The 25009-nt window shown below is 45.1% G+C and carries 26 protein-coding genes; 20 read left to right on the top strand and 6 right to left on the bottom strand.

The genetic code is table 11. The features are described 5' to 3' along the window. Positions 1–60: 60 nt before the first annotated feature. Genes moeA through CFR83_RS01790 form a run of 3 tightly spaced genes read right to left on the bottom strand, consistent with a single transcriptional unit; the run spans position 61 to position 5104 of the window. A complete protein-coding gene (gene moeA / locus CFR83_RS01800) occupies positions 61–1356 on the bottom strand; it encodes a molybdopterin molybdotransferase MoeA (protein WP_088812210.1) in 1296 nt (431 codons plus the stop codon). Between the two features lie 27 nt (positions 1357–1383). Further along, the gene (gene moaA / locus CFR83_RS01795) at positions 1384–2499 is read right to left on the bottom strand and encodes a GTP 3',8-cyclase MoaA (RefSeq protein ID WP_088812208.1); all 1116 of its coding nucleotides are present in this window, start codon (positions 2497–2499) and stop codon (positions 1384–1386) included. Positions 2500–2542: 43 nt separating this feature from the next. Then, positions 2543–5104 (bottom strand): Rne/Rng family ribonuclease, encoded by a 2562-nt coding sequence (locus tag CFR83_RS01790; RefSeq protein ID WP_088812206.1) that lies wholly within the window; start codon positions 5102–5104, stop codon positions 2543–2545. Between the two features lie 319 nt (positions 5105–5423). Between CFR83_RS01790 and CFR83_RS01785 the strand changes: the two genes are divergently transcribed. The 4 genes from CFR83_RS01785 (at position 5424) to CFR83_RS01770 (ending at position 8995) form a co-directional block, all read left to right on the top strand. Then, positions 5424–6359: an RluA family pseudouridine synthase gene (locus CFR83_RS01785; protein ID WP_088812204.1), complete on the top strand. Its 936-nt coding sequence runs from the start codon at positions 5424–5426 to the stop codon at positions 6357–6359. Between the two features lie 93 nt (positions 6360–6452). Continuing rightward, the gene (locus tag CFR83_RS01780; protein WP_088812202.1) at positions 6453–7328 is read left to right on the top strand and encodes a fumarylacetoacetate hydrolase family protein; all 876 of its coding nucleotides are present in this window, start codon (positions 6453–6455) and stop codon (positions 7326–7328) included. A gap of 2 nt (positions 7329–7330) precedes the next feature. Beyond that, positions 7331–7996 carry an HAD-IA family hydrolase gene (locus CFR83_RS01775; RefSeq protein WP_088812200.1) on the top strand — a complete coding sequence of 222 codons (666 nt, stop codon included), beginning with the start codon at positions 7331–7333 and terminating at the stop codon, positions 7994–7996. Between the two features lie 63 nt (positions 7997–8059). Next, complete coding sequence (locus tag CFR83_RS01770) at positions 8060–8995, top strand: S49 family peptidase (RefSeq protein ID WP_088812199.1); 936 nt, start codon at positions 8060–8062, stop codon at positions 8993–8995. A 2-nt stretch (positions 8996–8997) separates the two neighbouring features. On the opposite strand, the gene CFR83_RS01765 is transcribed toward CFR83_RS01770, so the two are convergent. From CFR83_RS01765 to CFR83_RS01755, 3 genes are read right to left on the bottom strand one after another with little or no spacing between them, the layout of a single operon-like run. After that, positions 8998–9570, bottom strand: a complete 573-nt coding sequence (locus CFR83_RS01765) for a hypothetical protein (RefSeq protein WP_088812197.1) — start codon at positions 9568–9570, stop codon at positions 8998–9000. Positions 9571–9627: 57 nt separating this feature from the next. Further along, positions 9628–10395, bottom strand: a complete 768-nt coding sequence (locus CFR83_RS01760; RefSeq protein ID WP_088812196.1) for an SAM-dependent methyltransferase — start codon at positions 10393–10395, stop codon at positions 9628–9630. A 22-nt stretch (positions 10396–10417) separates the two neighbouring features. Next, the gene (locus CFR83_RS01755) at positions 10418–11056 is read right to left on the bottom strand and encodes a Maf family nucleotide pyrophosphatase (protein ID WP_088812195.1); all 639 of its coding nucleotides are present in this window, start codon (positions 11054–11056) and stop codon (positions 10418–10420) included. A 13-nt stretch (positions 11057–11069) separates the two neighbouring features. Between CFR83_RS01755 and CFR83_RS01750 the strand changes: the two genes are divergently transcribed. The 16 genes from CFR83_RS01750 (at position 11070) to CFR83_RS01675 (ending at position 24992) form a co-directional block, all read left to right on the top strand. Beyond that, positions 11070–11669, top strand: coding sequence for a YceD family protein (locus CFR83_RS01750; protein WP_088812194.1), 600 nt, complete (start codon positions 11070–11072; stop codon positions 11667–11669). A 39-nt stretch (positions 11670–11708) separates the two neighbouring features. Next, complete coding sequence (gene rpmF, locus CFR83_RS01745; RefSeq protein ID WP_088812193.1) at positions 11709–11888, top strand: 50S ribosomal protein L32; 180 nt, start codon at positions 11709–11711, stop codon at positions 11886–11888. A 66-nt stretch (positions 11889–11954) separates the two neighbouring features. Next, on the top strand, positions 11955–13004 hold the full coding sequence (plsX, locus tag CFR83_RS01740) for a phosphate acyltransferase PlsX (RefSeq protein ID WP_088812192.1): 1050 nt from the start codon (positions 11955–11957) through the stop codon (positions 13002–13004). 8 nt (positions 13005–13012) lie between these two features. Beyond that, a complete protein-coding gene (locus CFR83_RS01735; protein ID WP_207758559.1) occupies positions 13013–14020 on the top strand; it encodes a beta-ketoacyl-ACP synthase III in 1008 nt (335 codons plus the stop codon). Positions 14021–14050: 30 nt separating this feature from the next. Continuing rightward, complete coding sequence (gene fabD, locus CFR83_RS01730; protein WP_088812190.1) at positions 14051–14989, top strand: ACP S-malonyltransferase; 939 nt, start codon at positions 14051–14053, stop codon at positions 14987–14989. Positions 14990–15033: 44 nt separating this feature from the next. Beyond that, the gene (gene fabG, locus CFR83_RS01725) at positions 15034–15774 is read left to right on the top strand and encodes a 3-oxoacyl-ACP reductase FabG (protein WP_423808367.1); all 741 of its coding nucleotides are present in this window, start codon (positions 15034–15036) and stop codon (positions 15772–15774) included. Positions 15775–15837: 63 nt separating this feature from the next. Further along, entirely contained in the window at positions 15838–16074 is a 237-nt protein-coding gene (acpP, locus tag CFR83_RS01720; RefSeq protein ID WP_088812189.1) for an acyl carrier protein, read from the top strand. 6 nt (positions 16075–16080) lie between these two features. Continuing rightward, positions 16081–17325: a beta-ketoacyl-ACP synthase II gene (fabF, locus tag CFR83_RS01715; protein WP_088812188.1), complete on the top strand. Its 1245-nt coding sequence runs from the start codon at positions 16081–16083 to the stop codon at positions 17323–17325. A 180-nt stretch (positions 17326–17505) separates the two neighbouring features. After that, a complete protein-coding gene (locus CFR83_RS01710; protein WP_088812187.1) occupies positions 17506–19014 on the top strand; it encodes a DegQ family serine endoprotease in 1509 nt (502 codons plus the stop codon). 157 nt (positions 19015–19171) lie between these two features. Further along, a complete protein-coding gene (gene lepA, locus CFR83_RS01705) occupies positions 19172–20980 on the top strand; it encodes a translation elongation factor 4 (RefSeq protein WP_088812186.1) in 1809 nt (602 codons plus the stop codon). Then, on the top strand, positions 20980–21786 hold the full coding sequence (lepB, locus tag CFR83_RS01700; protein ID WP_088812185.1) for a signal peptidase I: 807 nt from the start codon (positions 20980–20982) through the stop codon (positions 21784–21786). The genes lepA and lepB overlap by 1 nt, the downstream gene beginning before the upstream one ends. Before the next feature lie 20 nt (positions 21787–21806). After that, entirely contained in the window at positions 21807–22610 is an 804-nt protein-coding gene (rnc, locus tag CFR83_RS01695) for a ribonuclease III (RefSeq protein ID WP_088812184.1), read from the top strand. 24 nt (positions 22611–22634) lie between these two features. Continuing rightward, on the top strand, positions 22635–23540 hold the full coding sequence (era, locus tag CFR83_RS01690) for a GTPase Era (RefSeq protein WP_088812183.1): 906 nt from the start codon (positions 22635–22637) through the stop codon (positions 23538–23540). Positions 23541–23549: 9 nt separating this feature from the next. Continuing rightward, positions 23550–24272 carry a DNA repair protein RecO gene (gene recO, locus CFR83_RS01685; protein ID WP_423808365.1) on the top strand — a complete coding sequence of 241 codons (723 nt, stop codon included), beginning with the start codon at positions 23550–23552 and terminating at the stop codon, positions 24270–24272. A gap of 47 nt (positions 24273–24319) precedes the next feature. Then, a complete protein-coding gene (locus CFR83_RS01680; protein WP_243383303.1) occupies positions 24320–24577 on the top strand; it encodes a type II toxin-antitoxin system Phd/YefM family antitoxin in 258 nt (85 codons plus the stop codon). A 10-nt stretch (positions 24578–24587) separates the two neighbouring features. Next, positions 24588–24992 (top strand): type II toxin-antitoxin system VapC family toxin, encoded by a 405-nt coding sequence (locus CFR83_RS01675; RefSeq protein ID WP_088812180.1) that lies wholly within the window; start codon positions 24588–24590, stop codon positions 24990–24992. Positions 24993–25009: the final 17 nt, after the last annotated feature.

Below are 25009 nucleotides of genomic sequence, written 5' to 3'. Positions count from 1 at the left end.
TTCTATACTAATTTTCTCGGTAATGTTGCAACGCAATAACAAAAACAACACAAAAAATCTTTATACCAAGCCTTCAAATAGAACCACGCCCACGGTATCGCCTGCCTTGATTTGGTCCTGATCATGCTCTAAAACGATGAAGCAATCTGCCTCACTCATTGATCTGAGGACGCCAGAGCCTTGGGCACCAGTGATTCGCACTGTTCTGGTGCCGGTGGCATCAGTAGATAAAACACCGCGTTGGAATTCTGTACGACCAGGACGTTTGCGGATAGCTTCAACAGCTTTGGCTTGCATCACAAGCGGGGCAACATCAGTTGCGCCACTCATGGATAGCAAAGCGTTACGTACAAATTGATAGAAAGTCACCATCACTGCAACTGGGTTGCCAGGTAGTCCAAATAACACCGCTTGGTGCTTATCACTTTTGATCGAGCCAAAAGCCATGGGGCGACCAGGGCGCATGGCGATTTTCCAAAAGCTCACATCACCTAGTTCACGCATGATTTGTTTGGTGTAGTCAGCTTCTCCAACAGACACACCGCCGGAGGTAATTACGGCATCACAAGTCGCGGCGGCTTGACTAAATGCGGCACGCATTGCATCTGGTTCATCACGCACTACGCCAAAATCATGAAGCTCAACGCCTAAGCGCGAGAGCATGCCAAAGAGTGTGTAACGATTACTGTCGTATACGCAACCGTCATCTAATGTTTGTCCGATGGAACGTAGTTCATCACCAGTTGAAAAAAAGCCAACTCGCAGACGACGTTTCACTTCAACCGTACCAATCCCTAATGAAGCAATTAAACCCAAATCAGAAGGGCGGATGATTTTCCCGGCAAGCAATGCTGGTTGTCCTGCACTTAGGTCTTCACCTTTTAGGCGGCGGTTATCGCCCGCCTTAATTTGTGATGATTTAAAACTGATCTGATCGCCATCAGCTGTCACCATTTCTTGGGCAATCATCGTGTCACAACCTTCAGGCATTACCGCACCTGTCATGATGCGCACACATTGCCCAGGGCCTACTTGACCTGCAAAAGCGTTGCCAGCTAAACCTTTGCCAATCATGGTCAGCATAGTTACTTCGCTCTTGGCAATTGATGAGCCAGCAAAGGCGTAACCATCCATTGCAGAATTATCTGCTGCAGGTACATTGATAGGAGAAATAATATCTTTGGCTAAGATGCGACCAAGAGCGTCGTAGATTCCGACGGATTCAGTGGCGAGTGCTAGTGAGCCTGGGCGCACAAAATCTTGAACAATTTTGATGGCTTGATCGACTCGAAGTGACTCAGGGTCATAGTCTGACATGCAAGTCACCACAGAATTTAAGCTAGGTAAGTTACTCATTATTGGAATAGTTTAATGGCGATTGGATTAACCGCCAATGTAAGACATTTCTACTTTTGCTTTGCCAGCTAATTCGGGTGAGCCGCGCAACTCCGAGTAGCGGTCAGTACGATGTGACCATACTTGAGCAATAGCATTACTAATTTCTAAATCAGATTTACCCTCTCTGAGTAGTGCTTTGAGATCATGACCTTCTGTAGCAAATAGACAGAGATACATTTTGCCTTCAGTTGATAAGCGAGCACGACTGCAGTCTTTACAGAACGCCTGAGTAACACTTGAGATAACGCCCACTTCGCCTGAACCATCAAGATATCTCCAACGCTCTGCAACTTCGCCAGGGTAGTTAGGGTCAATATTGGTAAGCGGAAATACTGAATTAATCTTTTCAATCACTTCTGCTGAAGGTAATACTTCAGTCATATCCCAACCATTGGATGCACCTACGTCCATGAACTCAATGAAGCGCAAAATCACACCAGTGCCTTTGAAGTGTTTGGCCATCGGAATAATCTCGTGTTCGTTGGTACCTTTTTTAACCACCATATTGACTTTGATATTTTCAAAACCAACTTCGCGTGCTGCCTCGATACCATCTAATACATCGCCAACCGGAAAACCCACATCATTCATCTGCTGGAAAACTGCATCATCCAAACCATCCAAACTCACGGTCATCCGAGTAAGGCCTGCATCTTTTAATGCACGAGCTTTTTTACGCAGCAAGCTGCCATTGGTTGTCAGTGTTAAATCTAAAGGTTTGCCACTGAGAGTGCGCAGTGATGCTAGCTGTTCAATGAGTCTTTCAAGATGTTTACGTAACAGTGGTTCGCCACCTGTAAGACGAACTTTTTCAACACCATGATCGATATAAATTTTTGCTAAGCGGGTGATTTCTTCAAAGCTCAACAAATCCCCATGAGATAGGTAGGGGTAATCTTTATCGAATACTTCTTTCGGCATGCAATAAGTGCAGCGAAAGTTGCAACGATCAGTGACTGAAATTCTTAAATCGTGAAGTCTGCGACCGCGTGTGTCAGCGAGAAGACCATTAGGAGCCACCAATTGCGCGGGTATTACCGGAATGTGGCTGCCAATCTTTCTCTGGCGTTCATCAATGAGGGGTATGACTCTTTCTGACATATCCCTCATTGTAGAACTAAGTTACTTTAATTACTTTTTGCGCTTACTTTTGAATCGTTTGTTCTTTTCCACCGGTTTCTACTAGAACCATAGGGCCAGTTGAAATCTCAACGGGTGGCTTTGGCTCACGTGGTGGGTAAACAATAGCTGGTTCAGCTGCAATTTGTGCACGAACTTCTTCAAGCTTCTGGTGATCTGTATTAACCCAAACCATGCCGGCTGATTCAATCACAGAGGTGAGTTCTGAAGTTTGTAGCGGCTTGAACTCCACTTTTGGCAGAGGTGCTGGCGCTGCAGGAGCTGCAGGAGCTGCAACTTCAGCAGCAACCACAGGTGCAGTATTAACCACAAGTGCAGGGTCAGCAACAACACTCGGTGTTGATGATGGAGCTGGAGCAGCATGGTTAGTTTCTACTGTCTCGTTAACCGCTACAGACACAACTGGTGCTGGAGTAGTCACAGACTCAGATGATGTAGATGCTTCTACGCTTGCTTCAGTATTGTTCTCGCCACGCTCTGCACGATCGCGACCACGGTTGCGACCGCGACGATTACGACCACGGCGACGCTCATCACCTTCACCGCCTTCAGTAGCTTGTGGTACCTCGGTATGCGTTAACAAGTCTTTAGCTTGTTCTGCTTTACCTTCTTGATTGGCTTCAGGCTTGTTTTGGCGTTGTTGATTGCGGCCATTGCGTTGATTTGGCTGACGAGCTTCTTTGCTCTCAGACTTTTCCTCACCGCTAGCAGCATCACGATTTGCTTGGTTGCGTTCGCCCGCTTCGTTTTTGTTGCGATTACGGTTGCGATTATTGCGATTACGGTTGCGATCGCCGTTGCGACCATCGCGGTTGCCTGCTTGACGTTTTTCAGTTGGCTTAACTTCTTCTTTAGCGCCGAATAGTTTCTTGATGAAACCAATTAGACCGCCAGAAGATTCTTTTTCGCCAGCTGCTTTACGCTCTGCACGTGGCACGCTTGTTGGTGCTGGTTGGCTTGGGCGGACACCTTTAACAGCTGCCTCTTGGCGAGGTTTGGCTTCTTCAGCTTTACGATTAAGAATCGTGTCTGACTCAAGCTCTTTGCTGGCTTCTTCAGCCATGGCATAGCTAGCCTTAGGATCATCTAAACGAGGATCATCATGGCGCAAACGCTCTAATTTGTAGTGAGGTGTTTCTAGATGCTTGTTAGGTAATAACAAAACATTTACTTTGAAACGGCTCTCAATTTTGATCACTTCAGCACGTTTTTCATTTAACAAGAATGCTGCAACATCCACAGGTACTTGGCAGTGGATAGCGGCTGTATTTTCTTTCATCGCCTCTTCTTGAATAATGCGAAGAACTTGCAATGCTGATGATTCTGTATCGCGAATGTGGCCTGTGCCGTTGCAACGTGGGCAAGTGACGTTACTGCTTTCAGATAGTGCAGGGCGTAGACGCTGACGTGATAACTCTAATAGACCAAAACGAGAGATCTTGCCCATTTGTACGCGAGCGCGATCATGGCGCAAGGCATCTTTTAAGCGTTGCTCAACATCTTTTTGATTCTTAGAAGACTCCATGTCAATGAAGTCGATCACAATCAAACCGCCCAAGTCACGAAGACGCATTTGACGAGCTAATTCGTCAGCAGCTTCTAAGTTAGTTCTTGCAGCAGTTTCTTCAATATCTGAACCACGGGTTGAGCGTGCTGAGTTAACGTCCACAGATACCAAAGCTTCTGTGTGGTCGATCACAATCGCGCCACCAGATGGTAGTGATACTGTGCGTGAGTACGCTGTTTCAATTTGGTGTTCAATTTGGAAGCGTGAGAACAAAGGCACGTCATCTTGATAGCGCTTAACGCGTGACATGTTGTCAGGCATCACCACAGACATGAATGAGCTGGCTTGTTCGTAAATCTCGTCGGTATCGATCAAGATTTCGCCGATATCTGGTTGGAAGTAGTCACGGATCGCGCGGATCACAAGACTAGATTCAAGGTAAATCAATAATGGCGCTTGATTACCACCGGCTGCTTCATCAATGGCTTTCCAAAGCTGCATCAAGTAGTTCAAGTCCCACTGAAGTTCTTCAGCACTTCTGCCAATACCAGCAGTTCTGGCAATGATGCTCATGCCATCTGGAACTGTTAATTGGCTCATTGCCTCACGTAATTCGTTGCGATCTTCGCCTTCGATACGGCGAGATACACCACCGCCACGTGGGTTGTTAGGCATTAATACTAGGTAACGACCAGCCAGAGAGATAAAGCTAGTAAGGGCGGCACCTTTATTGCCACGCTCTTCTTTTTCTACCTGAACGATGATTTCTTGACCTTCGCGCAGTGCATCTTTAATACCTGCGTTACGAACATCAACACCTTCTTTAAAGTAAGCGCGTGAAACTTCCTTAAATGGCAAAAAGCCATGACGCTCTTCACCGTAGTTCACAAAGCATGCTTCTAGGGATGGTTCGATGCGTGTGATCACACCTTTGTAGATATTGCCTTTACGTTGTTCACGTCCAGAAGTTTCAATATCAATATCGATTAGCTTTTGGCCATCAACAATCGCTACGCGCAGCTCTTCTTGCTGTGTAGCGTTAAACAACATTCGTTTCATTTAAATTTTCTCCGTACTTCGGCTTGGCAGCCATCGCGGGGCGCGAAACGGAATTGAAAGGATTGTGCGAGACAATCCTCTGTGATGACTTACTTCACTACGCTCGCTGACTTATTCTTCTTTGCGGGTCAGCGCGCGCTTAAATTCTTTTATCTGTTTCGCAGTTCGCGGCACTATGCCAGCCAACTTTGCGTCTCATTACTTCAGGGGAGAGGCGAACCCTGGAAATATCATTCGGCTATTTCGAACCGAGCTTGGCGCATCACTATTCAAACTATAAATTTGATGTTGCGCAGCAAGATAGGTCATTATATGACATATGAACAGTAATTCGGTAACCCAACACATTGTTTTATTTGAAGAAGCTGGCCAAAGGCTAGATAACTTCCTATTCCGTATGGCCAAAGGGGTGCCAAAAACGCATATTTATCGAATTATTCGTTCCGGAGAGGTCCGAATTAACAAAAAAAGGGCAGATGCCAGTCAAAAAATCCAAGAGGGCGATGTTTTAAGGTTGCCTCCGATGAGGGTTTCTGAAGCGAAAGCCCCGACTAATGACTACATTTCCAAGAAAATAAGCTCAGAAATAACAGTTTTATACGAAGATGACAGCATTTTGGTGGTTGATAAACCATCAGGAATCGCTGTTCATGGTGGATCTGGGGTGTCTTTGGGGTTGATAGAGGCGATGAGAGCCCAAAGACCAAATGCCAAGTTCTTAGAATTGGTTCATAGGCTTGATCGTGACACTTCTGGCATTTTGATGTTGGCCAAAAAGCGCAGTGCTTTGGTTCATCTGCATGAGCAGATCAGAGAAGGAAAAATGGAAAAGCGCTATTTATTAATAGTGCATGGTGGACTGCCAGTGTCTAACAAGTCGATTGCACTGAAATACCCCTTATTAAAGTATTTATTACCCAACGGTGAGCGAAGAGTGAGGGTGGCCAGTGATGGTGGTCAACCGAGTCACACTAATATCAGGGTGAAAGCCAGCTATTACGATGGTTTATGCAGTCTTGTTGAAGCACAACTTAAAACTGGCCGCACCCACCAAATTCGGGTTCACTTGCAAAGCTATGGTCATCCAATCTTGGGTGACGATAAATATGGTGACCAAGAATTAGATAAAGTTTTGAGGCCAAAACGTTTGATGTTGCATGCAAGACATTTATCTTTTGTGCACCCGAAAACTGAAGAGAAAATGACTTTTGAGGCTGATATACCTGAAGCATTTGAAAAGTTGGCCCAACCTTAAAATAATAAAAAGAAAAAATAAAAAACTAAAAAAGAAACTAAAGAAAAACCCAAAGAAGAAACTAAAAAAGAAACCAATAAAGCTGGAGACAAAATGAAATTAGCTACATATCAATACAAGTCTGATCAATACGTGGGTGTTGTGTCTAATGATTTACAAACAGTCACGCCGTATCAATTGAGCAAAGAAGCTGCGCAACGTGGCGCGCTTAGCATCATTGAGATGATGGCTGAGGGACAGACCTTGCCCGCTATGGGGCAGGCAGTTGCATTGAAAGAGGTCTGTTTACTTGCTCCAATTCCAAAGCCAAGAAGAAATATCTTTTGTGTGGGTAAAAACTACCTGGATCACGTTAAAGAAATTAAAGATAGCAAGTTGGGCGAGGCGCAAGGATCTATGTCAAATCTACCAAAACATCCTGTGGTATTTAGTAAGGTGCCAGAGACTGTGATTGCCTCGCGCATGGGAATCGATAGCCATCCTGCGGCTACCCAAGAGATGGATTACGAGGCGGAGTTGGCTGTGGTGATTGCAAAAAAAGGCAAAGCCATCAGCAAAGCGGATGCTATGAAGCACGTGTGGGGTTACACGATCATTAATGATGTGAGTGCGCGTGATGTGCAAGCCAAGCATGTGCAGTTTCATATTGGTAAGAGCTTTGATACCTTCTGCCCAATGGGCCCTTGGTTGGTCTCTGCGGATGAGATTAATGAAAAAAATACCAAGATTCAGTGCTGGGTAAATGGCGAGTTACGCCAGGATGGCAATACCAATCAAATGATTTTTGACATTCCTACAGTGATTGAGTCTATTTCTGCTGGTATGACTCTCTATCCGGGTGACGTGATTGCGACTGGAACGCCTAGTGGTGTTGGGATGGGGTTTAAGCCGCCACGTTTCTTGAAAAAAGGCGATAGTGTCAAGATTCAAATTGACGGTATTGGCGTTTTAGAAAATCCTGTCATTTAAATATGTCATCAACTTCACTGCGTTACGAGCTGATCGTTTGGGATTGGGATGGAACCCTGATGGATTCCACTCCGACGATTGTGAAATGCATACAGGATGCTTGCCGAGATTTAGCTTTGCCAGTGCCCGATGATTCAATGGCAAGCCATGTGATTGGTTTGGGTATTCAGGAGTCGTTGCGCAAGGCTTGTCCGACGGTATCTGTTGACGACCACTACAAGCTCATTGATCGTTTTCGTTTTCATTATTTGAGCAAGGATCATGAGCTCAGTTTATTTGAGGGCGCCAGAGATTTACTTTATGGTCTTAAAGACAAGGGTCATTTATTGGCGGTTGCCACAGGTAAAAGTCGCAAAGTTTTGGATCGCTCATTAGGCTTTCATGCGCTTGAAGATTTATTTGATGACACCCGCACAGCTGATGAAACTTTCTCTAAGCCTCATCCGGCTATGTTGATTGAGTTATCTGAATCATTGATGGTGCCCATGGACAGAATGCTCATGATTGGCGACACCACTCATGATTTGTTGATGGCCAATAATGCTGGTGCTGATGCGGTTGCTGTGACTTACGGTGCTCACCCAGAGCATGTGCTCAAGACTGAGAACCCCTTGGTGTGTGTCAATAATGTCTCAGAACTATCTGATTGGTTGGCAGGAAACGCCTAAAAAAGATTAAGCTCTCACATACTCATTAATTACTAACAACACTGAAAATAAAAAAGGCATCACATGTCAGATGAAAAAGTCTGGGAACGCCAAGCCCTAGAACACCTATTGTTAGAGAACCTCAAAGAGCAACGTCGAGGACGTCGTTGGAGAACGGCAGTGCGCTTGATGACTTTGGTGGTTTTTGTTGGTGTGGCTATTAATCTATTTGATCTAGATTGGGGTGGTAAGTCTGCTTTGGGTAAGCACACCGCCTTGGTTGATTTGCAAGGTGAAATCGCGCCTGATTCAAAAGCCAGTGCTGATGCCATCAATGCCTCGCTGAAAGCCGCTTTTGAAAGTCATGAAAGCGTTGGCGTTATTTTGCGTATCAATAGTCCGGGCGGCTCACCTGTGCAGTCAGGGATTATTCATGATGAAATTTTGCGCTTACGTGCCAAATATCCAGAAAAACCATTGCACGTAGTTGTTGAAGAAATCTGCGCTTCAGGTGGTTATTACGTAGCAGTTGCAGGCGATAAGATTTTTGTTGATAAAGCCAGTTTGGTTGGATCGGTGGGTGTGATCATGAATGGTTTCGGTGTGACTGGTCTTATGGATAAATTAGGTATTGAGCGTCGCGCTATTACGGCAGGAAAAAATAAGGCTTTATTAGATCCGTTTAGCAAAGAAGATCCTAAGCAAAAAGCTTTCGTTCAAGAAATGCTGTCTGAAGTTCATCAGCAATTTATCAAGGTGGTGCGTGATGGTCGTGGAGATCGCTTAAAAGAAACTCCAGAAATGTTTTCTGGTTTGGTGTGGAATGGAGCGAAAAGTGTTGAGTTGGGTCTTACAGATGCACTAGGTACTGTTGATGGTGTTGCTCGTGAAGTATTTAAAGCGCCTGAAGTGGTTGACTACACCATGAAAGACAATCTTGCTGAGAGAGTGGCCAAGCGTTTTGGGGCTGCGATGGGTGAGAGTGTGGCTAAAGTGATGAGTAGTCCACGCCTTAATTAAGGCTACTCAATCGTTAGGTGCGTAAACCAACGCGCACCTTTTTCAATAGGGTTTCGCTCGCCTATGCCATAAGGTGGCACATCTAATTTATCTGGCGGCGCTGCAATCAGGTTGAGGTCAATGGCTTGAGGTTCGCCTCTGAAACCATTTGCACCCAATTCCAATTTGAAATAAATACCATTCCATAAAACAGCACCAAAATTCTTCGGAGTTTTGAACATGAAGAGTAGTGAGTGCTCAAGCCACTGGTAATTATTTTTGTCAAAGCTTTGAGGGTTTTTGTAAGGGTAGGGAACTTGGCAAAGAATCTCCACCTGACCTTCGACGCATTTGAATTCACGCATGGATAAGAAGTGGTCTTTCATCAACTTGTGATCCCAATCAATCGTATAGCTCACTTTTGAGCCATCAGGTTTCAAGGTGATTGATCCAGTGTGTATTTTTGCGCCCGTTTGATCATGCAAGTAAATTGATTTTTTGCCGACCATATCCCAAGCATTGACGGTGCTGGGTAAAAACATCAGTAGGGATGTGGCGATGCATAAACTTCTAAAAGTGCGAAAAGCCCCAATCATGATGCCCCCTTATGTATTGGGAACTAGCTTACTACCAATTGGATTTTCTTGCTTCGCTTATGCAAGCATCAAAAAAACAGCTGGTCTTTGGTGAAGCGCTTGCAAGAGGTCGGATTCTTTTTTGAGGCTGGCTTGCCACTCTGAGACTGTTTGAGATTTCACCCATTCTGTTGGCAAGCTTAAATCTGCTGCCACGCACATTTGCGTAGAGCCTTGCAATGATTGCAGCATGGTTTCAATCATGGCGCTATTGCGATAGGGGGTTTCAATCCAAAGTTGAGTTTGACGTTTTTTCTTAGACTCTTGTTCAAGTTGCTTAAGTGCAGTTGCTTTCTCAGCATTGTTAACTGGCAGGTAACCATGAAAAGCAAAGCTTTGACCATTCATGCCTGAAGACATCAAGGCAAGCAATAGAGAGCTGGGACCTACCAATGCTCGTACTGTGATGCCCATTTGATGAGCCATCTTCACCACGTCAGAGCCTGGGTCTGCAATTGCAGGTAATCCTGCTTCAGACATGAGCCCCATATCGTGACCGTCAAGAAGTGGTTGCAACATTGTTTTTAAACTCTCCACTTCTTTACCCGCTTGTTGTTTGCCTGGGCCACGCCACTCAGACATCTGCATTTCTTGCATGGGGCAGATGAGTGGCGACTGCGTGCCAACTGCTTTCAATAAAGCGCGAGCAGTTTTTGCATTTTCAACAATCCAGTAACGTAGTTGCGATGCTTGATAGATAGTGTCTTTGGGTAAGACGGATGACAACTGATCTTCGCGCGCATCGTCGCCAAGCGTATTAGGGATTAGGTAAAGAATGCCTGCCATGATTGAAGTCTTATAAAAGTGGTTATGCAGGAATTGAGAAACCTGCTTCACGCAGCAAGGAGCACACTGCAATCAATGGCAAACCAATCAATGCAGTTGGGTCGTCACTGCGCACGTGTTCTAGTAAGCAAATGCCTAAACCCTCAGACTTAGCACTGCCTGCACAGTCATAAGGTGTCTCTGCTAATAGGTAGGCTTCTAAAACAGAGTCTTTGAGTTCTCTGAATTTAACTTCGGTAATCACATTCACTGTTTTTGCTTGGCCGCCATGAGCTAAGCAAACGGCAGTATGAAACTTGACAGTTTGACCACGCAAAATTTGTAGTTGTGCCATGGCGCGATCGTGATCCCCTGGTTTGCCCATCGCAGCACCGTGCAAGTCGACCACTTGGTCTGAACCAATCACATAAGCATTGGGATTCTCTAAAGAAATCGCCAAAGCTTTGGCTTGGGCTAATCGAACTGCAATTAATTCTGGGGTTTCTTTAGGAAGTGGGGTTTCATCCACTTCAGGGGAAATCGTTTCAAAAGGTAAGCCTAGTCGACCCAATAACTCTTTTCTGTATTTAGATGTGGAGGCCAAAATCAAAGTTTTTGTCTCTTTGGCAGATGGATTGGCTAAGTTATTCGATAAATTACTTGGGCTAGGAGCGGCACTCATTTATGCTTTCGGTATGAATTCAAAAAATACGACACCCCACATTTTGCCGAATAATCCCAAAGACCTTCAATCTGTTGATATGAGGTCTGGAGTGACTTATGTTGGTCAGGGGGCGCTCGAACTATCTCACTTTCCAAGATTGTTGCAGGAAATCACTGCTGGGGGCAATTTAAAGCCATCTGAAGTTCATTGGGAGATGAGCACTTGGTTTGAAGAGCGTTTAGGGGGAATTCCCTTGCAATACATGCACTTACGGTTGGCTCTCGATCTGCCGTTAACTTGCCAGGCATGTCTGCAGCCTTATATGGAGTCATTAGATTCAGACAGGGATTACATCTTATTTGAGACTGAAGAAGAGGCTGAGGCTTGGGATTTTGATGAGGAAAATCAAGACTCTGAGGATGCTTTGGTGTCCTCAGACACCTTCAATTTATTGGAAACTATTGAGGAAGAATTGCTCTTAAGTCTACCTTTGGCAGCTAGGCACCCGATTGGGGAATGCCGGCCAACTGACCTGCAAAAAGTGGCGAAAACCCTTCAATCGGGGTCTGAAGAGATCATTATTAAGAAGCCCAACCCATTTGCAGTCCTAGAAAAGCTCAAAAAACAATGACTTTGTGCTAGAATCTCGGATTCGTTTAGGAGTAAAAACATGGCTGTTCAACAGAATAAAAAATCACCGTCAAAGCGTGGCATGCACCGTGCGCATGACTTCTTGTCTACACCTTCATTGGCAGTTGAGCCAACGACTGGTGAAGCTCATTTGCGCCACCACGTTAGCCCAAACGGCTACTACCGTGGTCGTAAAGTTGTTAAGACTAAGAACGACTAATATCCTTCTAGGAAAAGATCAAGCGGCACCTGAAGTGGCCGCTTTTTTCTTGAAACAAGAATCTTAATGAGCGTCACGCTAGCAGTTGATGCAATGGGTGGAGACCACGGTCTAGTGGTCACAGTACCCGCCAGCACAGAGCTTCTGGCCGAGTTGCCAGATTTACACATAAGACTTGTCGGCAACGCTGATCTAATTAATCAGGCGTTGGCTAAAGTATCTCCAGCTATCAAGGAGAGGATCACGGTCGTCCACGCATCAGAAGTTGTAGAAATGGATGACCCGATCGAAGTGGCTTTGCGTCGTAAAAAAGACTCCTCGATGCGTATTACTGCTGAGCAAGTGAAAGAGGGCTTGGCCCAAGCAGCAATTTCTGCAGGTAACACGGGCGCCTTGATGGCGATCTCTCGTTACGTACTTAAAACTTTAGATGGTATTGATCGTCCTGCGATTGCGGCGATGATGCCTAACCAATTAGGTCGTGGCACGATAGTGCTTGATTTGGGTGCTAATGCAGATTGTGAAGCAGTGCATTTATTGCAATTTGCTCAAATGGCAGACGTCATGGCGCGTGCCGTGGATGGCATTGCTAATCCAAGTATTGGTTTATTAAATATTGGTGAAGAAGTCATCAAGGGTAATCAGGTCGTGAAAGAAGCTGCAGAACTATTACGTAATAGCTCTCTTAACTTTTACGGCAACGTTGAAGGTAATGACATTTTTAAAGGCACCACAGACATTGTTGTTTGTGATGGCTTTGTGGGTAATGTGGCATTAAAAACCAGTGAAGGTTTGGCTTACATGATTTCTGGATTCATCAAGCAAGAGTTCGGTCGCAGTTGGTTGACTAAGTTGATGGCTTTGGTAGCGATGCCAGTGCTCATGAGATTTAAGCGTCGCGTTGATCATCGCAACTACAACGGTGCGGCTTTGCTAGGTTTGCGTGGATTGGTGATGAAGAGTCATGGTTCTGCTGACAAGAAGGCATTCATGACCGCCTTGCGTCGCGCCTACGAGGGTGCTAAAAATAACATGGTGGGTAAAGTTGCAGAGGCATTTGTGGTGACGCAAATAGCGCAAGCCACAGATGGTCAACATACAGGTACTCAAAGCTAAGGCTCATGATGACCCAATCTACAAATACAACAAAAATTTATTCAAAAATTCTAGGCACGGGCAGTTACTTGCCGGCTAATAAAGTGAGTAATGCCAAGATCACAGAGATGTTGGCAAAGGATGGTATTGAGACCAGTGATGAGTGGATTTTTTCTCGCAGCGGTATCAGTGCGCGCCACTTTGCTGCAGATAATGAGTTAACAAGTGATTTAGCACTCAAAGCTTCACAAAAAGCGATTGAAGCAGCAGGCATTGATGCAAGTGAGATCGATCTAATTATTTTGGCAACATCAACGCCAGACAACTTGGGAGGCTTCCCAAGTACAGCATGTGTATTGCAAGACAAGTTAGGCATCACCAATGGTTGTGCAGCATTTGATGTGCAAGCGGTGTGTTCTGGTTTTGCTTATTCACTAGCTGTGGCGGATAACTTTATCCGTAGTGGCATGTACAAAAAAGTGTTGATTGTTGGTGCTGAAACATTCTCTCGTATTCTCGACTTTAAAGATCGTGGTACTTGTGTTTTATTTGGTGATGGTGCTGGTGCAGTGGTGGTTGGTGCAAGCGCTGAGCCAGGTATCTTGGCAACAGCGATGCATGCAGATGGTAGCCATCGTAGTATTTTATGTGTGCCAGGTAGAACCGATAAAGGTGCCTTACAAGGTTCAGCTTTCTTAGAAATGGATGGTCAGGCAGTCTTTAAGTTGGCGGTAAAAGTTCTTGATCAAGTAGCGCAAGAAGTTTTAACTGCGGCTAACTTAACACCAGCTGATATTGATTGGCTAATTCCGCATCAAGCAAACATTCGCATCATGGAAGGTACTGCTAAAAAGTTAGGCATCTCCCGTGACAATGTGGTGGTGACTGTGCAAGATCACGGCAACACATCTGCTGCATCTATTCCATTGGCTTTGGATACAGCGATTCGTGCGGGTCAAGTTAAGCGTGGCCAACATCTTTTGATGGAAGGTGTGGGCGGTGGTTTCACATGGGCTGCAGCAGTGGTTAAATATTAAAAAATAAAAAAAGACACTACAGGATATTTCATGAAATTTGCATTTGTATTCCCAGGTCAAGGTTCTCAAGCGGTTGGTATGTTGAATGCTTGGGGCGATAACGCTGAAGTTAAAAGAACATTGGATGAAGCATCAGAAGCCTTGGGTGAAGATGTTGCTAAATTAATTGCCGAAGGTCCTGCTGAAGCGTTGTCATTAACAACCAATACGCAGCCAGTGATGTTGACTGCCGGCGTTGCTTGTTATCGTGCATGGATTGCTGCAGGTGGTCCAACAGCTTCTGTCATGGCAGGTCATAGTTTGGGCGAGTACGGTGCTTTGGTGGCATCTGGTGTGATTGCTTTTAAAGATGCAGTGCCAATGGTGCGTTTTCGTGCGCAAGCCATGCAAGATGCTGTGCCAGTTGGAACAGGCGGTATGGCAGCGATTTTAGGTTTGGATGACGATACAGTTCGTAAAGCCTGTGCTGATGCGCAAGCTGCTACTGGTGAGGTGGTCGAAGCTGTTAACTACAACGCTCCAGCTCAAGTTGTGATTGCTGGTTCTAGAGCGGGTGTTGAAAAAGCTTGTGAGTTATCAAAAGCAGCTGGCGCAAAACGTGCCTTGCCATTGCCAGTATCGGCGCCATTTCATTCTTCATTGTTAAAGCCAGCTTCTGAGAAGCTAGAAGCTTATTTAGCTGATAAAACATTCCAAGTGCCAAGCATTGATGTGATCAATAACGTGGATGTCAGCATTTTGAAAGACCCAGCGAGTATCAAGAATGCATTGGTAAGACAAGCTGCTGCCCCAGTTCGTTGGGTTGAGACGATTCAAGCCATGGCAACTCAGGGTGTGACTCATGTGGTTGAGTGTGGTCCTGGCAAAGTTTTGGCTGGTATGACAAAACGTATTAATGGTGATTTAAATGGTTTAGCCGTTTATGACCCTGCGACGATGGCCGAGGTAATGGCTGTCATTAAAGCGTAATTATTTGGACACAAACTAGAAAGAAAATAAGGTTGGGAGAGTTGGTGAGTACATTAACAGGACAAATTGCTTTAGTAACAGGTGCATCACGCGGCATTGGCCGTGCGATTGCGATGGAATTAGCTAAACAAGGCGCTATCGTGATTGGTACAGCGACTAGCGAATCTGGTGCCAAAGACATTGATGCTGCTCTTAAGCCAACGGGTGGTGCTGGTGCGGTTCTCAATGTGAATGATGCCGCCGCTTGTGATGCTTTGATCGATAGCATTGTTAAAGAGCGCGGTGCACTCAATATCTTGGTTAATAACGCTGGTATCACACAAGACAACTTGGCCATGCGCATGAAGGATGATGAGTGGACTTCTGTGATTGACACTAATTTAAGCGCTGTTTTCCGCTTAGCACGTGGCGTTTTGCGCCCGATGATGAAAGCGAAGGGCGGACGCATTATTAATATTACTTCTGTTGTGGGAAGCAGTGGCAACCCAGGGCAGGCCAACTACGCAGCGGCAAAAGCCGGTGTAGCAGGTATGTCACGTGCCTTGGCGCGTGAAATTGGTAGCCGTAACATCACTGTGAACTGTGTGGCGCCTGGTTTTATCGATACTGATATGACCAAAGCCCTCTCAGAAGAGCAGCAAAATTCATTAAAAGTGAATATTCCCTTGCAACGCCTTGGAACTCCTGAAGATATCGCCCATGCGGTGGCATTTTTAGCTTCTCCAGGGGCTGGTTACATCACGGGAACGACGCTTCATGTGAATGGTGGACTTTATTTGAGCTAATTTGGTCAAATAAGCTGATAAAATCTTTTTTCAACATTTTTACAACAACCCTTGGGGGATTACATGGATAACATCGAACAACGCGTTAAGAAAATCGTAGCTGAGCAATTAGGCAAAGACGAATCAGAAATCAAGAATGAATCATCTTTCGTTAATGACTTGGGTGCAGATTCTCTCGACACAGTTGAGTTGGTTATGGCATTAGAAGATGAGTTCGGCATCGAGATTCCAGACGAAGAAGCTGAAAAAATCACTACTGTTCAATTGGCTATCGATTTCGCCAAGTCCAAACAAGGCTAATTAGCTGTGAGCCAGGGTAAGGGACAGCGCCGGGTAGTCGTTACCGGACTAGGCTTGGTTTCACCTGTTGGTAATACCGTCGGTGAAGCTTGGGAAAATTTATTAGCGGGTCGCAGTGGTATTGCCACCCTCACTAAATTTGATCATTCTGGCTTGGCCGTGCATTTTGGCGGTGAGGTAAAGAACTTCAATGTCGAGGAGTACATCCCGGCTAAGGAAGCTCGCCACATGGATACATTTATCCATTATGGTCTCGCAGCTGGTATGCAAGCCTTTAAAGACTCTGGCATCACAGTTACAGACGCTAATTCTGAAAGAATTGGCGTATTAGTGGGTTCGGGCATTGGCGGTTTGCCAATGATTGAAGAGACCCACACCGAATACACCAATCGTGGCGCACGCCGCATTTCTCCGTTCTTTGTACCTGGTTCAATCATCAATATGATTTCAGGTCACTTGAGCATTAATTTGAATCTCAAAGGTCCGAACGTTGCTGCTGTAACTGCCTGTACAACAGGTTTGCACAGCATTGGTTTGGCGGCTCGTTTGATTCAGTATGGAGATGCTGATGTGATGTTGGCTGGTGGTGCAGAATCAACTATTTCACCTTTGGGTGTGGGTGGTTTTGCGGCCGCAAGAGCCTTGTCAACGCGTAACGATGATCCAGCAACTGCTTCACGTCCTTGGGATAAAGACCGCGATGGTTTTGTTCTAGGTGAGGGTGGTGGTGTGTTGGTTTTAGAAGAATACGAACACGCTAAAGCGCGTGGCGCCAAAATCTATGCTGAGTTAGCAGGTTTTGGTATGAGTGGTGATGCTTATCACATGACTGCACCTAATATGGATGGCCCACGTCGTTGTATGGTGAATGCACTGAAAGACGCTGGTGTTAACCCAGACCAAGTGCACTATGTGAATGCTCATGGCACTTCAACACCTTTGGGTGATAAGAACGAAACTGAAGCTCTTAAGGCGGCGTTAGGTGCTGCTGCTAAGGGTGTGGTGGTGAACTCTACTAAATCGATGACTGGTCACTTATTGGGTGGTGCAGGTGGTTTGGAGTCAGTATTTACAGTATTGGCGTTACATCATCAAAAATCACCGCCGACTATCAACATCATTAATCAAGATCCTGAGTGCGATTTGGACTACTGTGCCAATACAGCTCGTGATGTGAAGATTGATGTAGCGGTTAAAAACAACTTTGGCTTTGGTGGCACAAACGGTACTTTGGTTTTCCGCCGTATTTAAGTATTTAGCCAATCCAAGGTTAGGAAGAAAGCCTCCAATTGGAGGCTTTTATTTTTCCTGGAAAATCTTGAAAATAAGGCCCATATACCCACATAAGTACCTAGGTTAATACCCATATCAATAACACATTTAAACAAGAACCCTGCAAATACTGTCTGAATGCTCTAAAGTATCAACACCATGAAAAAAATCTTATCTGTATTAAGTATTTCTATTGCTGCCAGCACCTTGGTGGCTTTGCCAACGTATGCTCAAAATAATGCAGCTGCCGTTAATACTGCGCCAGCCAATGCTGCGCCAGTAAGCCCAGCGCCAGCAGTACGGGGTTATCCTGATTTTGCGGATTTGGTTGAGAAGGCCAATCCAGCAGTTGTGAACATTCGTACAACTGAAAAAGTAAATGTGCGTCAATCGGGTGGTATTCCTGGTATGCCCGGTTTGGATGATGAGCAGGCGGAATTCTTTCGCCGCTTTTTTGGTATTCCGTTGCCAACACCTAAACAACAGCAACCGAACCGCAAGCCACAACAAGAAGAGCAAAACCGTGGAGTAGGTTCAGGGTTTGTGATTGAAAGCAATGGTTATATCTTGACCAATGCTCACGTTGTGGAAGGTGCAACGACCATTTATGTCACATTGCCAGACAAGAGAGAGTTCAAAGCCAAGTTGATCGGTGCTGATAAGCGCACGGATGTGGCTTTGGTGAAGATTGAAGCAACAGGCTTACCGCGTTTACCAATAGGTGACTCATCCAAGGTGCGTGTTGGTGAGTGGGTGTTAGCGATTGGTTCGCCATTTGGTTTAGAGAACACAGTGACTGCAGGCATTGTGTCGGCGAAAAGTCGTGACACAGGTGACTACTTACCGTTTATTCAGACGGACGTTGCGGTTAACCCAGGTAACTCTGGTGGCCCACTATTAAACACTCGCGGTGAAGTGGTGGGTATTAACTCGCAAATCTTCTCACGCTCTGGTGGTTACATGGGCATCTCTTTTGCCATCCCGATGGATGAAGCGATGCGTATTTCTAATCAATTGAGAAGTACGGGCAAGGTTAGTCGTGGTCGTATTGGTGTGGCAATTGCTGAGGTTAGCAAAGAAGTTGCAGAAAGCTTAGGGCTTAATAAGGCGCGCGGCGCCTTAGTACGTAATGTTGAGTTGGGTGCGCCTGCTGATAAAGCGGGTCTTGAGCCTGGTGACATTATTCTGAGCTTTAATGAGCGCCCCATTGAAAAATCATCTGATTTACCAAGAATCGTTGGTGACACACGTCCAGGTTCAAAAGTTTCTTTGATGGTGTGGCGTAAGGGTGCCCAAAAAGAATTGAGCATCACTGTGGCGGATATGGAACCTCCTGAAAAAGTGGCTGCTAAGAAACAAGATGATGAGCCCGCTGCAACCACAACCAATGCATTGGGTGTGGGCGTGATTGATGTGAGTGATGCTAAGCGTCGTGAGCTCTCCATCAAAACAGGTGTTGAGATTCAGGCTTTGGCTGAGGATGGTCCGCTATCTAGAGCAGGGGCGCGAGTGGGTGATGTGATTGTGCGCTTGGGTGATGTAGACATTATTGCAGCGAAGCAATTCGAAATCGCTGTGAAGGCAGTGGCAAAAAATAATAAATCTGTCGCTGTGTTTATTCGCAGAGGTGATAGCACGCTTGTTATCCCTGTAAAACCAGGCAAATAACTCGTCAAACGCCCAAAGTTGGGGGTATATCCCTCAACTTTGCTTGGCTTTCTCAGAAATCGGGGGTTTGCCCCCGTTCCGACTACAATAGAGGGGAGAGGCGTCTTATTGCAGTGCAATATGGTGTTGCATTGCGGCAAGCCGTTTTAAGGAATCCATGGATCATATACGTAACTTTTCTATCATTGCCCATATCGACCACGGTAAGTCGACCCTAGCAGACCGAATTATTCAGCTATGTGGCGGTCTTTCAGACCGCGAAATGGAAGCTCAAGTCCTTGATTCTATGGACATTGAGAAAGAACGCGGCATCACGATTAAGGCACAAACGGCTGCTTTGAACTACAAAGCTCGTGATGGCAAGATTTATAACCTCAACCTGATTGATACCCCAGGACACGTCGACTTTTCTTATGAAGTCAGCCGTTCTTTGTCCGCTTGTGAGGGTGCTTTATTGGTGGTGGATGCCAGCCAAGGGGTTGAAGCCCAAACTGTGGCTAACTGCTACACCGCTATCGAGCTTGGTGTGGAGGTGGTACCTGTTTTAAACAAAATCGATTTGCCTCAAGCTGATCCTGATCGCGCTAAACAAGAGATTGAGGATGTGATTGGTATTGATGCGACTGATGCTGTTTCTTGTTCTGCAAAAACAGGCATGGGCGTGCAAGATGTTTTAGAAGATTTAATTCAAAAAGTGCCACCGCCTAAAGGTGATTCAACTGCACCACTACAAGCCTTGATTGTTGATTCATGGTTTGACAACTATGTGGGTGTGGTGATGTTGGTGCGTGTGATTAACGGCACCTTAAAACCAAAAGATAAAGTTTTATTAATGGCGTCTGGCACGCAACATTTGGTGGAGCACGTGGGTGTCTTTACGCCCAAGTCTGTGGATCGCGCTGAGTTATCTGCTGGACAGGTAGGCTTCATTATTGCTGGTATTAAAGAGCTCAAAGCTGCCAAGGTGGGTGACACTGTTACCCATGCACCGGGCCAGCAAAATAGAACGCCTGCAACAGCGCCATTGCCTGGCTTTAAAGAGGTACAACCACAAGTGTTTGCTGGTTTGTATCCTGTGGAGTCAAACCAATACGATGCTTTGCGCGAGTCTTTAGAAAAACTGAAGTTAAACGATGCAGCATTGATGTATGAGCCAGAAGTTTCTCAAGCTTTGGGCTTTGGTTTCCGTTGCGGCTTCTTGGGTCTATTGCACATGGAGATTGTGCAAGAGCGTTTAGAGCGCGAGTTCAACATGGAGTTGATCACCACAGCGCCGACAGTGGTTTATGAAGTCGAATTAAAAGACGGCTCCAAGCTAGTTGTTGATAACCCATCAAAAATGCCAGACCCAAGTCGTATTGAAATGATCATGGAGCCGATTGTGGTCGTGAACTTGTTCATGCCACAAGAGTATGTGGGCTCAGTCATTACTCTATGTACAGGTAAGCGTGGTATCCAAATGGATATGCAGTACGTTGGGCGCCAAGTGAAGTTAACTTATGAGATGCCGATGGCTGAAATTGTTTTAGATTTCTTTGATCGTCTCAAATCAATCTCACGTGGCTATGCATCGATGGATTACGAGTTCAAAGAGTATCGCGCTTCTGATGTGGTCAAGGTAGATATCTTGATCAACAGTGAGAAGGTAGATGCTCTATCTATCATCGTACATAGAAGCAACAGTCAATATCGTGGTCGCGAGGTGGTAGCCAAGATGCGTGAGATTATTCCGCGCCAGATGTTTGATGTGGCGATTCAGGCGGCTATTGGTAGTGGGATCATTGCGCGTGAGAACGTGAAGGCTTTACGTAAAAACGTTTTGGCCAAGTGTTACGGTGGTGATATTACGCGTAAGAAGAAACTTCTAGAAAAGCAAAAAGAAGGTAAGCGTCGTATGAAACAAGTGGGTAGTGTGGAGATTCCACAAGAAGCCTTCTTGGCGATCTTGCAGGTGGAGGACAAGTAATGAACTTTGCCTTGATTCTTTTCATTCTCTCTGTGGTTACCGGTGTTGCTTGGGTGGCAGATAAATTAGTTTTTGCCCCTAAAAGAAAAGCAGCGGGTATTGATCGCATGCCTTTGTGGTTAGAGTACACAGCTAGTTTCTTCCCAGTCATTTTTGCGGTATTTTTCTTGCGTTCATTCTTATTTGAGCCATTCAAGATCCCATCAGGTTCGATGATTCCAACGCTCATGATTGGCGATTTTATTTTGGTGAATAAATACACTTACGGTATTCGTTTGCCAGTGATCAACAAGAAGATTGTTGATATGAACTCTCCAGAGCGTGGTGACGTTGTGGTGTTTCGCTATCCCAAAGATGAGAACGTTGATTACATCAAGCGTGTGGTTGGTGTGCCCGGTGATGTGATTTCATATCAAAACAAGCGTTTGACTTTAAATGGCCAAGCTTTTACCTATGATGAAAAGCCTGACTATTTAGATCCTGAGCATATGTCTTATGCCAAGTTCTATCGTGAGTCTTTCCCGAAAGAGTTTGGCGGTGTGTCGCACAATGTATTGAACCACCCAGAGCGACCTGCTGGCGTTTACACGCAAGATCGTTTTCCGTTTTATGAGAATTGCACTTACAGCATGAGTGGGGTTACTTGCACCGTGCCTCCTGGTCATTACTTTGTGATGGGGGATAACCGGGATAACTCTGCTGACTCTCGTTATTGGGGTTTTGTACCTGAAAGAAATTTAGTTGGTAAAGCATTCTTCGTTTGGATGAACCTGGGTGACTTAAAGCGTATTGGGCGTTTTGAGTGAACAAGGTAGTAAAGGCGGATATGACACCACGTGCACCTGTTGACTTAAGGCTCTTACAGGAGAGATTGGGTTACGTTTTTGAAAAACCTGATTTACTCATGCAAGCTTTGACTCATCGCAGTCATAGCAAAAAGAATAATGAACGCTTGGAGTTTTTGGGTGACTCCGTATTGAACTGTACAGTTGCAGAGATTCTTTATGAGCGCTATCACGACTTAGATGAGGGCGATTTATCTCGTGTGAGAGCTAATCTCGTTAAACAGCAAGCTTTGTATGAGATAGCTCAAGCATTGCAACTATCAGATTGTTTGCGTTTGGGTGAGGGTGAGTTAAAGAGTGGTGGTTTTAAACGACCATCCATCTTGGCAGATACATTTGAGGCAATTGTTGGTGCTATTTTCTTAGATTCTGGCTTTGAGTCTTCAAAGAAGGTTTTAAGAAAATGGTATTCGCAAATCTTGGAGCATGTTGATCCAAGAACTTTGGGTAAAGACGATAAAACGCTTTTACAAGAATATCTGCAAGGACATCAATTACCGTTGCCGATTTATAACGTGGTCGCGACTACTGGGGTTGCACATAACCAACAATTTGAAGTCGAATGTTCTATTCCAAGTTTGAAAATCACTTTGAATGGTAAAGGCGCATCGCGCCGTGCTGCTGAGCAAGCAGCTGCAAAGCTGGCTTTGGAGGCTGCCCAAAAAATTGTTTCTCAATCTGGCAGAAAACCTAAAAAGACTAAAGCCACTAAAAAGAAAGCTTCTTTGGTAACCGCCAAAGATCCTACAGATGATCAACTTAATCTTAAGTTGAAGTCTGAGTAAATATCGCTAAAGGAACTCACCTACATGACATTTCGCTGTGGAACGGTAGCATTAGTAGGTCGCCCTAACGTTGGTAAGTCAACTTTGCTCAACGCATTGGTGGGTCAAAAGGTAAGTATTACTTCGCGTAAGGCGCAAACTACACGCCATCGTATTTTGGGCGTTAACACGACCGAGACAGCTCAATTTATTTTGGTCGATACCCCAGGGTTTCAAACGAAGTACAGCAATGCCATGAACAAGGTTATGAACCGCACAGTCAAGTCAACCATGGCAGATGTGGATGTGATTTGTTTTGTGGTTGAGTCTGGCTACTGGAGTAAAGCGGACGAGCAAGTATTAGAAATCTTGCCAAAAGACATTCCTGTGGTTTTACTTGCAAATAAATTAGATGTCTTTGCGCAAAGAGCGGATGCGCCAGAAGATCGTGATCAAAAGTTGTTTACTTTCATGCGAGAGATGAGTGAGAAGCATGATTTCTCAGAAATCATCCCGATGACGGCTAAAAGTGCTGATGATGTCAAACGACTACTAAGTTTTTTAGAGCCGTATTTGCCGGAGCAGGAGGCAATTTACGATCCTGATATGTTGACTGATCGTAGCGAGAAATTTTTAGCAGCAGAAATCTTAAGGGAAAAAGTTTTCCGCCACACTGGTGATGAGTTACCGTATTCAAGCGCTGTGATTATTGATCAATTCAAAATGGATGGTGCTTTAAGACGTATTGCAGCAACCATCTTGGTTGATCGAGAAAGCCACAAGGCCATGGTGATTGGGGAGAAGGGGGCTAAGTTAAAGCGCATCTCCACTGAAGCTCGTCAAGACATGGAAAAACTATTTGATGGCAAAGTCTTTTTAGAGACTTGGGTCAAGGTCAAGAGTGGTTGGGCTGATGACCGTGTCATTTTGCGTGAACAGGGTATTGAGTAAGCCAACATCATGGCCGTGCGAGTAACCGACGAACCAGCATTTGTGCTTCACAGCATTCCTTATAAAGAAACCAGTCTCATTCTGGATGTTTTCACACGTTCGTATGGTCGGATGGCATTAATTGCCAAAGGTGCCAAAAGACCGCACTCTGTTTTAAGACCTGTTTTGCAGCGCTTTCAGCCATTAGCAGTTTCTTGGAGTGGCAAAAGTGAGTTAAGAACCATGACCAAGGCAGAGTGGTTGGGTGGGGTGCCACCGCTGGTGGGGGATGCGCTCCTTTGTGGTTTTTACTTGAACGAGCTTTTAGTTAAATTCACTGCTAGAGAAGACTCTCACGAAGATTTGTATGATGAGTATGCAAAGACTGTGCATCTATTAGGACAAGATCCCAAAGATCTTGAGCCCATCTTAAGACCCTTTGAATTGGCTTTATTAAAAGAAACAGGTTTTGCCGCTGCGCTTAATCATTGTGTTGATACGCAAACAGCGCCAGAAGAAGATGAGCATTATGTGTACCAGCCAGAAAAGGGTATACGTAAATTGCAAGCTGATGACCCTGGTCATTGGCCGGTAATGACGGGCAAACATCTGAGATTCATGAATGACAAAAACTACAGTGATCCAGAGACTCTGACGCAAAGTAAATCGCTCACACGTTTCTTATTAGGTCTTCATCTACCTGATCAGGCCATGATGACTCGCCAAATTTTGATTGATTTGAAGAAGATTTGAACGTGTGTATAATGACTAGTCATCTAACTAGTCAGATGGAGTTGGCCATGAAAAACAATTGGCAAGTTCAGGATGCTAAAGCTAAATTTAGTGAATTTTTAAATGCGTGCTTAAGCCATGGGCCTCAAATAGTTACGCGTCGTGGCGAAGAGGCTGCAGTCCTTGTTCCCATCGAGGTGTGGAATCAGATGAAAAACGGCGCTCGTCCGACGCTAAAGTCATGGTTATTGGCAAGTGGCCCTAAAGCGGACCTGGATATACCACCTAGAGGAAAGGCGAAACGCCGTCCTGTGATTGATCTTTAATGGTTGATGAATGTATTTATTAGATACAAATATTATTTCTGAGTTTCGACGTGCAAAGCCTCATGGCGGCGTACTTGCATGGATTGAGGCTGTGCCTGATTCGAGTTTATTTATTTCGGCCGTTAGTGTTGGTGAAATTCAAGCTGGCATTGAAAAAACACGTGAACAAGATCGAGTTAAAGCTAAGCAATTAGATGCTTGGTTAAATGAGGTGATGGACGGTTATCCGATTTTGCCGATGGATGCTGCAGCATTTCGTGTATGGGGGCAGTTGATGCATCGACAGTCTGATACTGTGATCGAGGATGCAATGATTGCCGCAACTGCTTTGGCTAATCATTTAACGGTTGTCACTAGAAACATCAAGGACTTTAAAAGATTTAATGTTAATGTCTTAAATCCGTTTAAAGTTTGATAAATATTTAGTAAAAG

The sequence above is a fragment of the Polynucleobacter victoriensis genome, from assembly GCF_900187875.1.
Classification (GTDB): Bacteria; Pseudomonadota; Gammaproteobacteria; order Burkholderiales; family Burkholderiaceae; genus Polynucleobacter; species Polynucleobacter victoriensis.
Note: the sequence above shows the minus strand (reverse complement) of the source record. Positions and strands in the feature narration are given on the sequence as shown.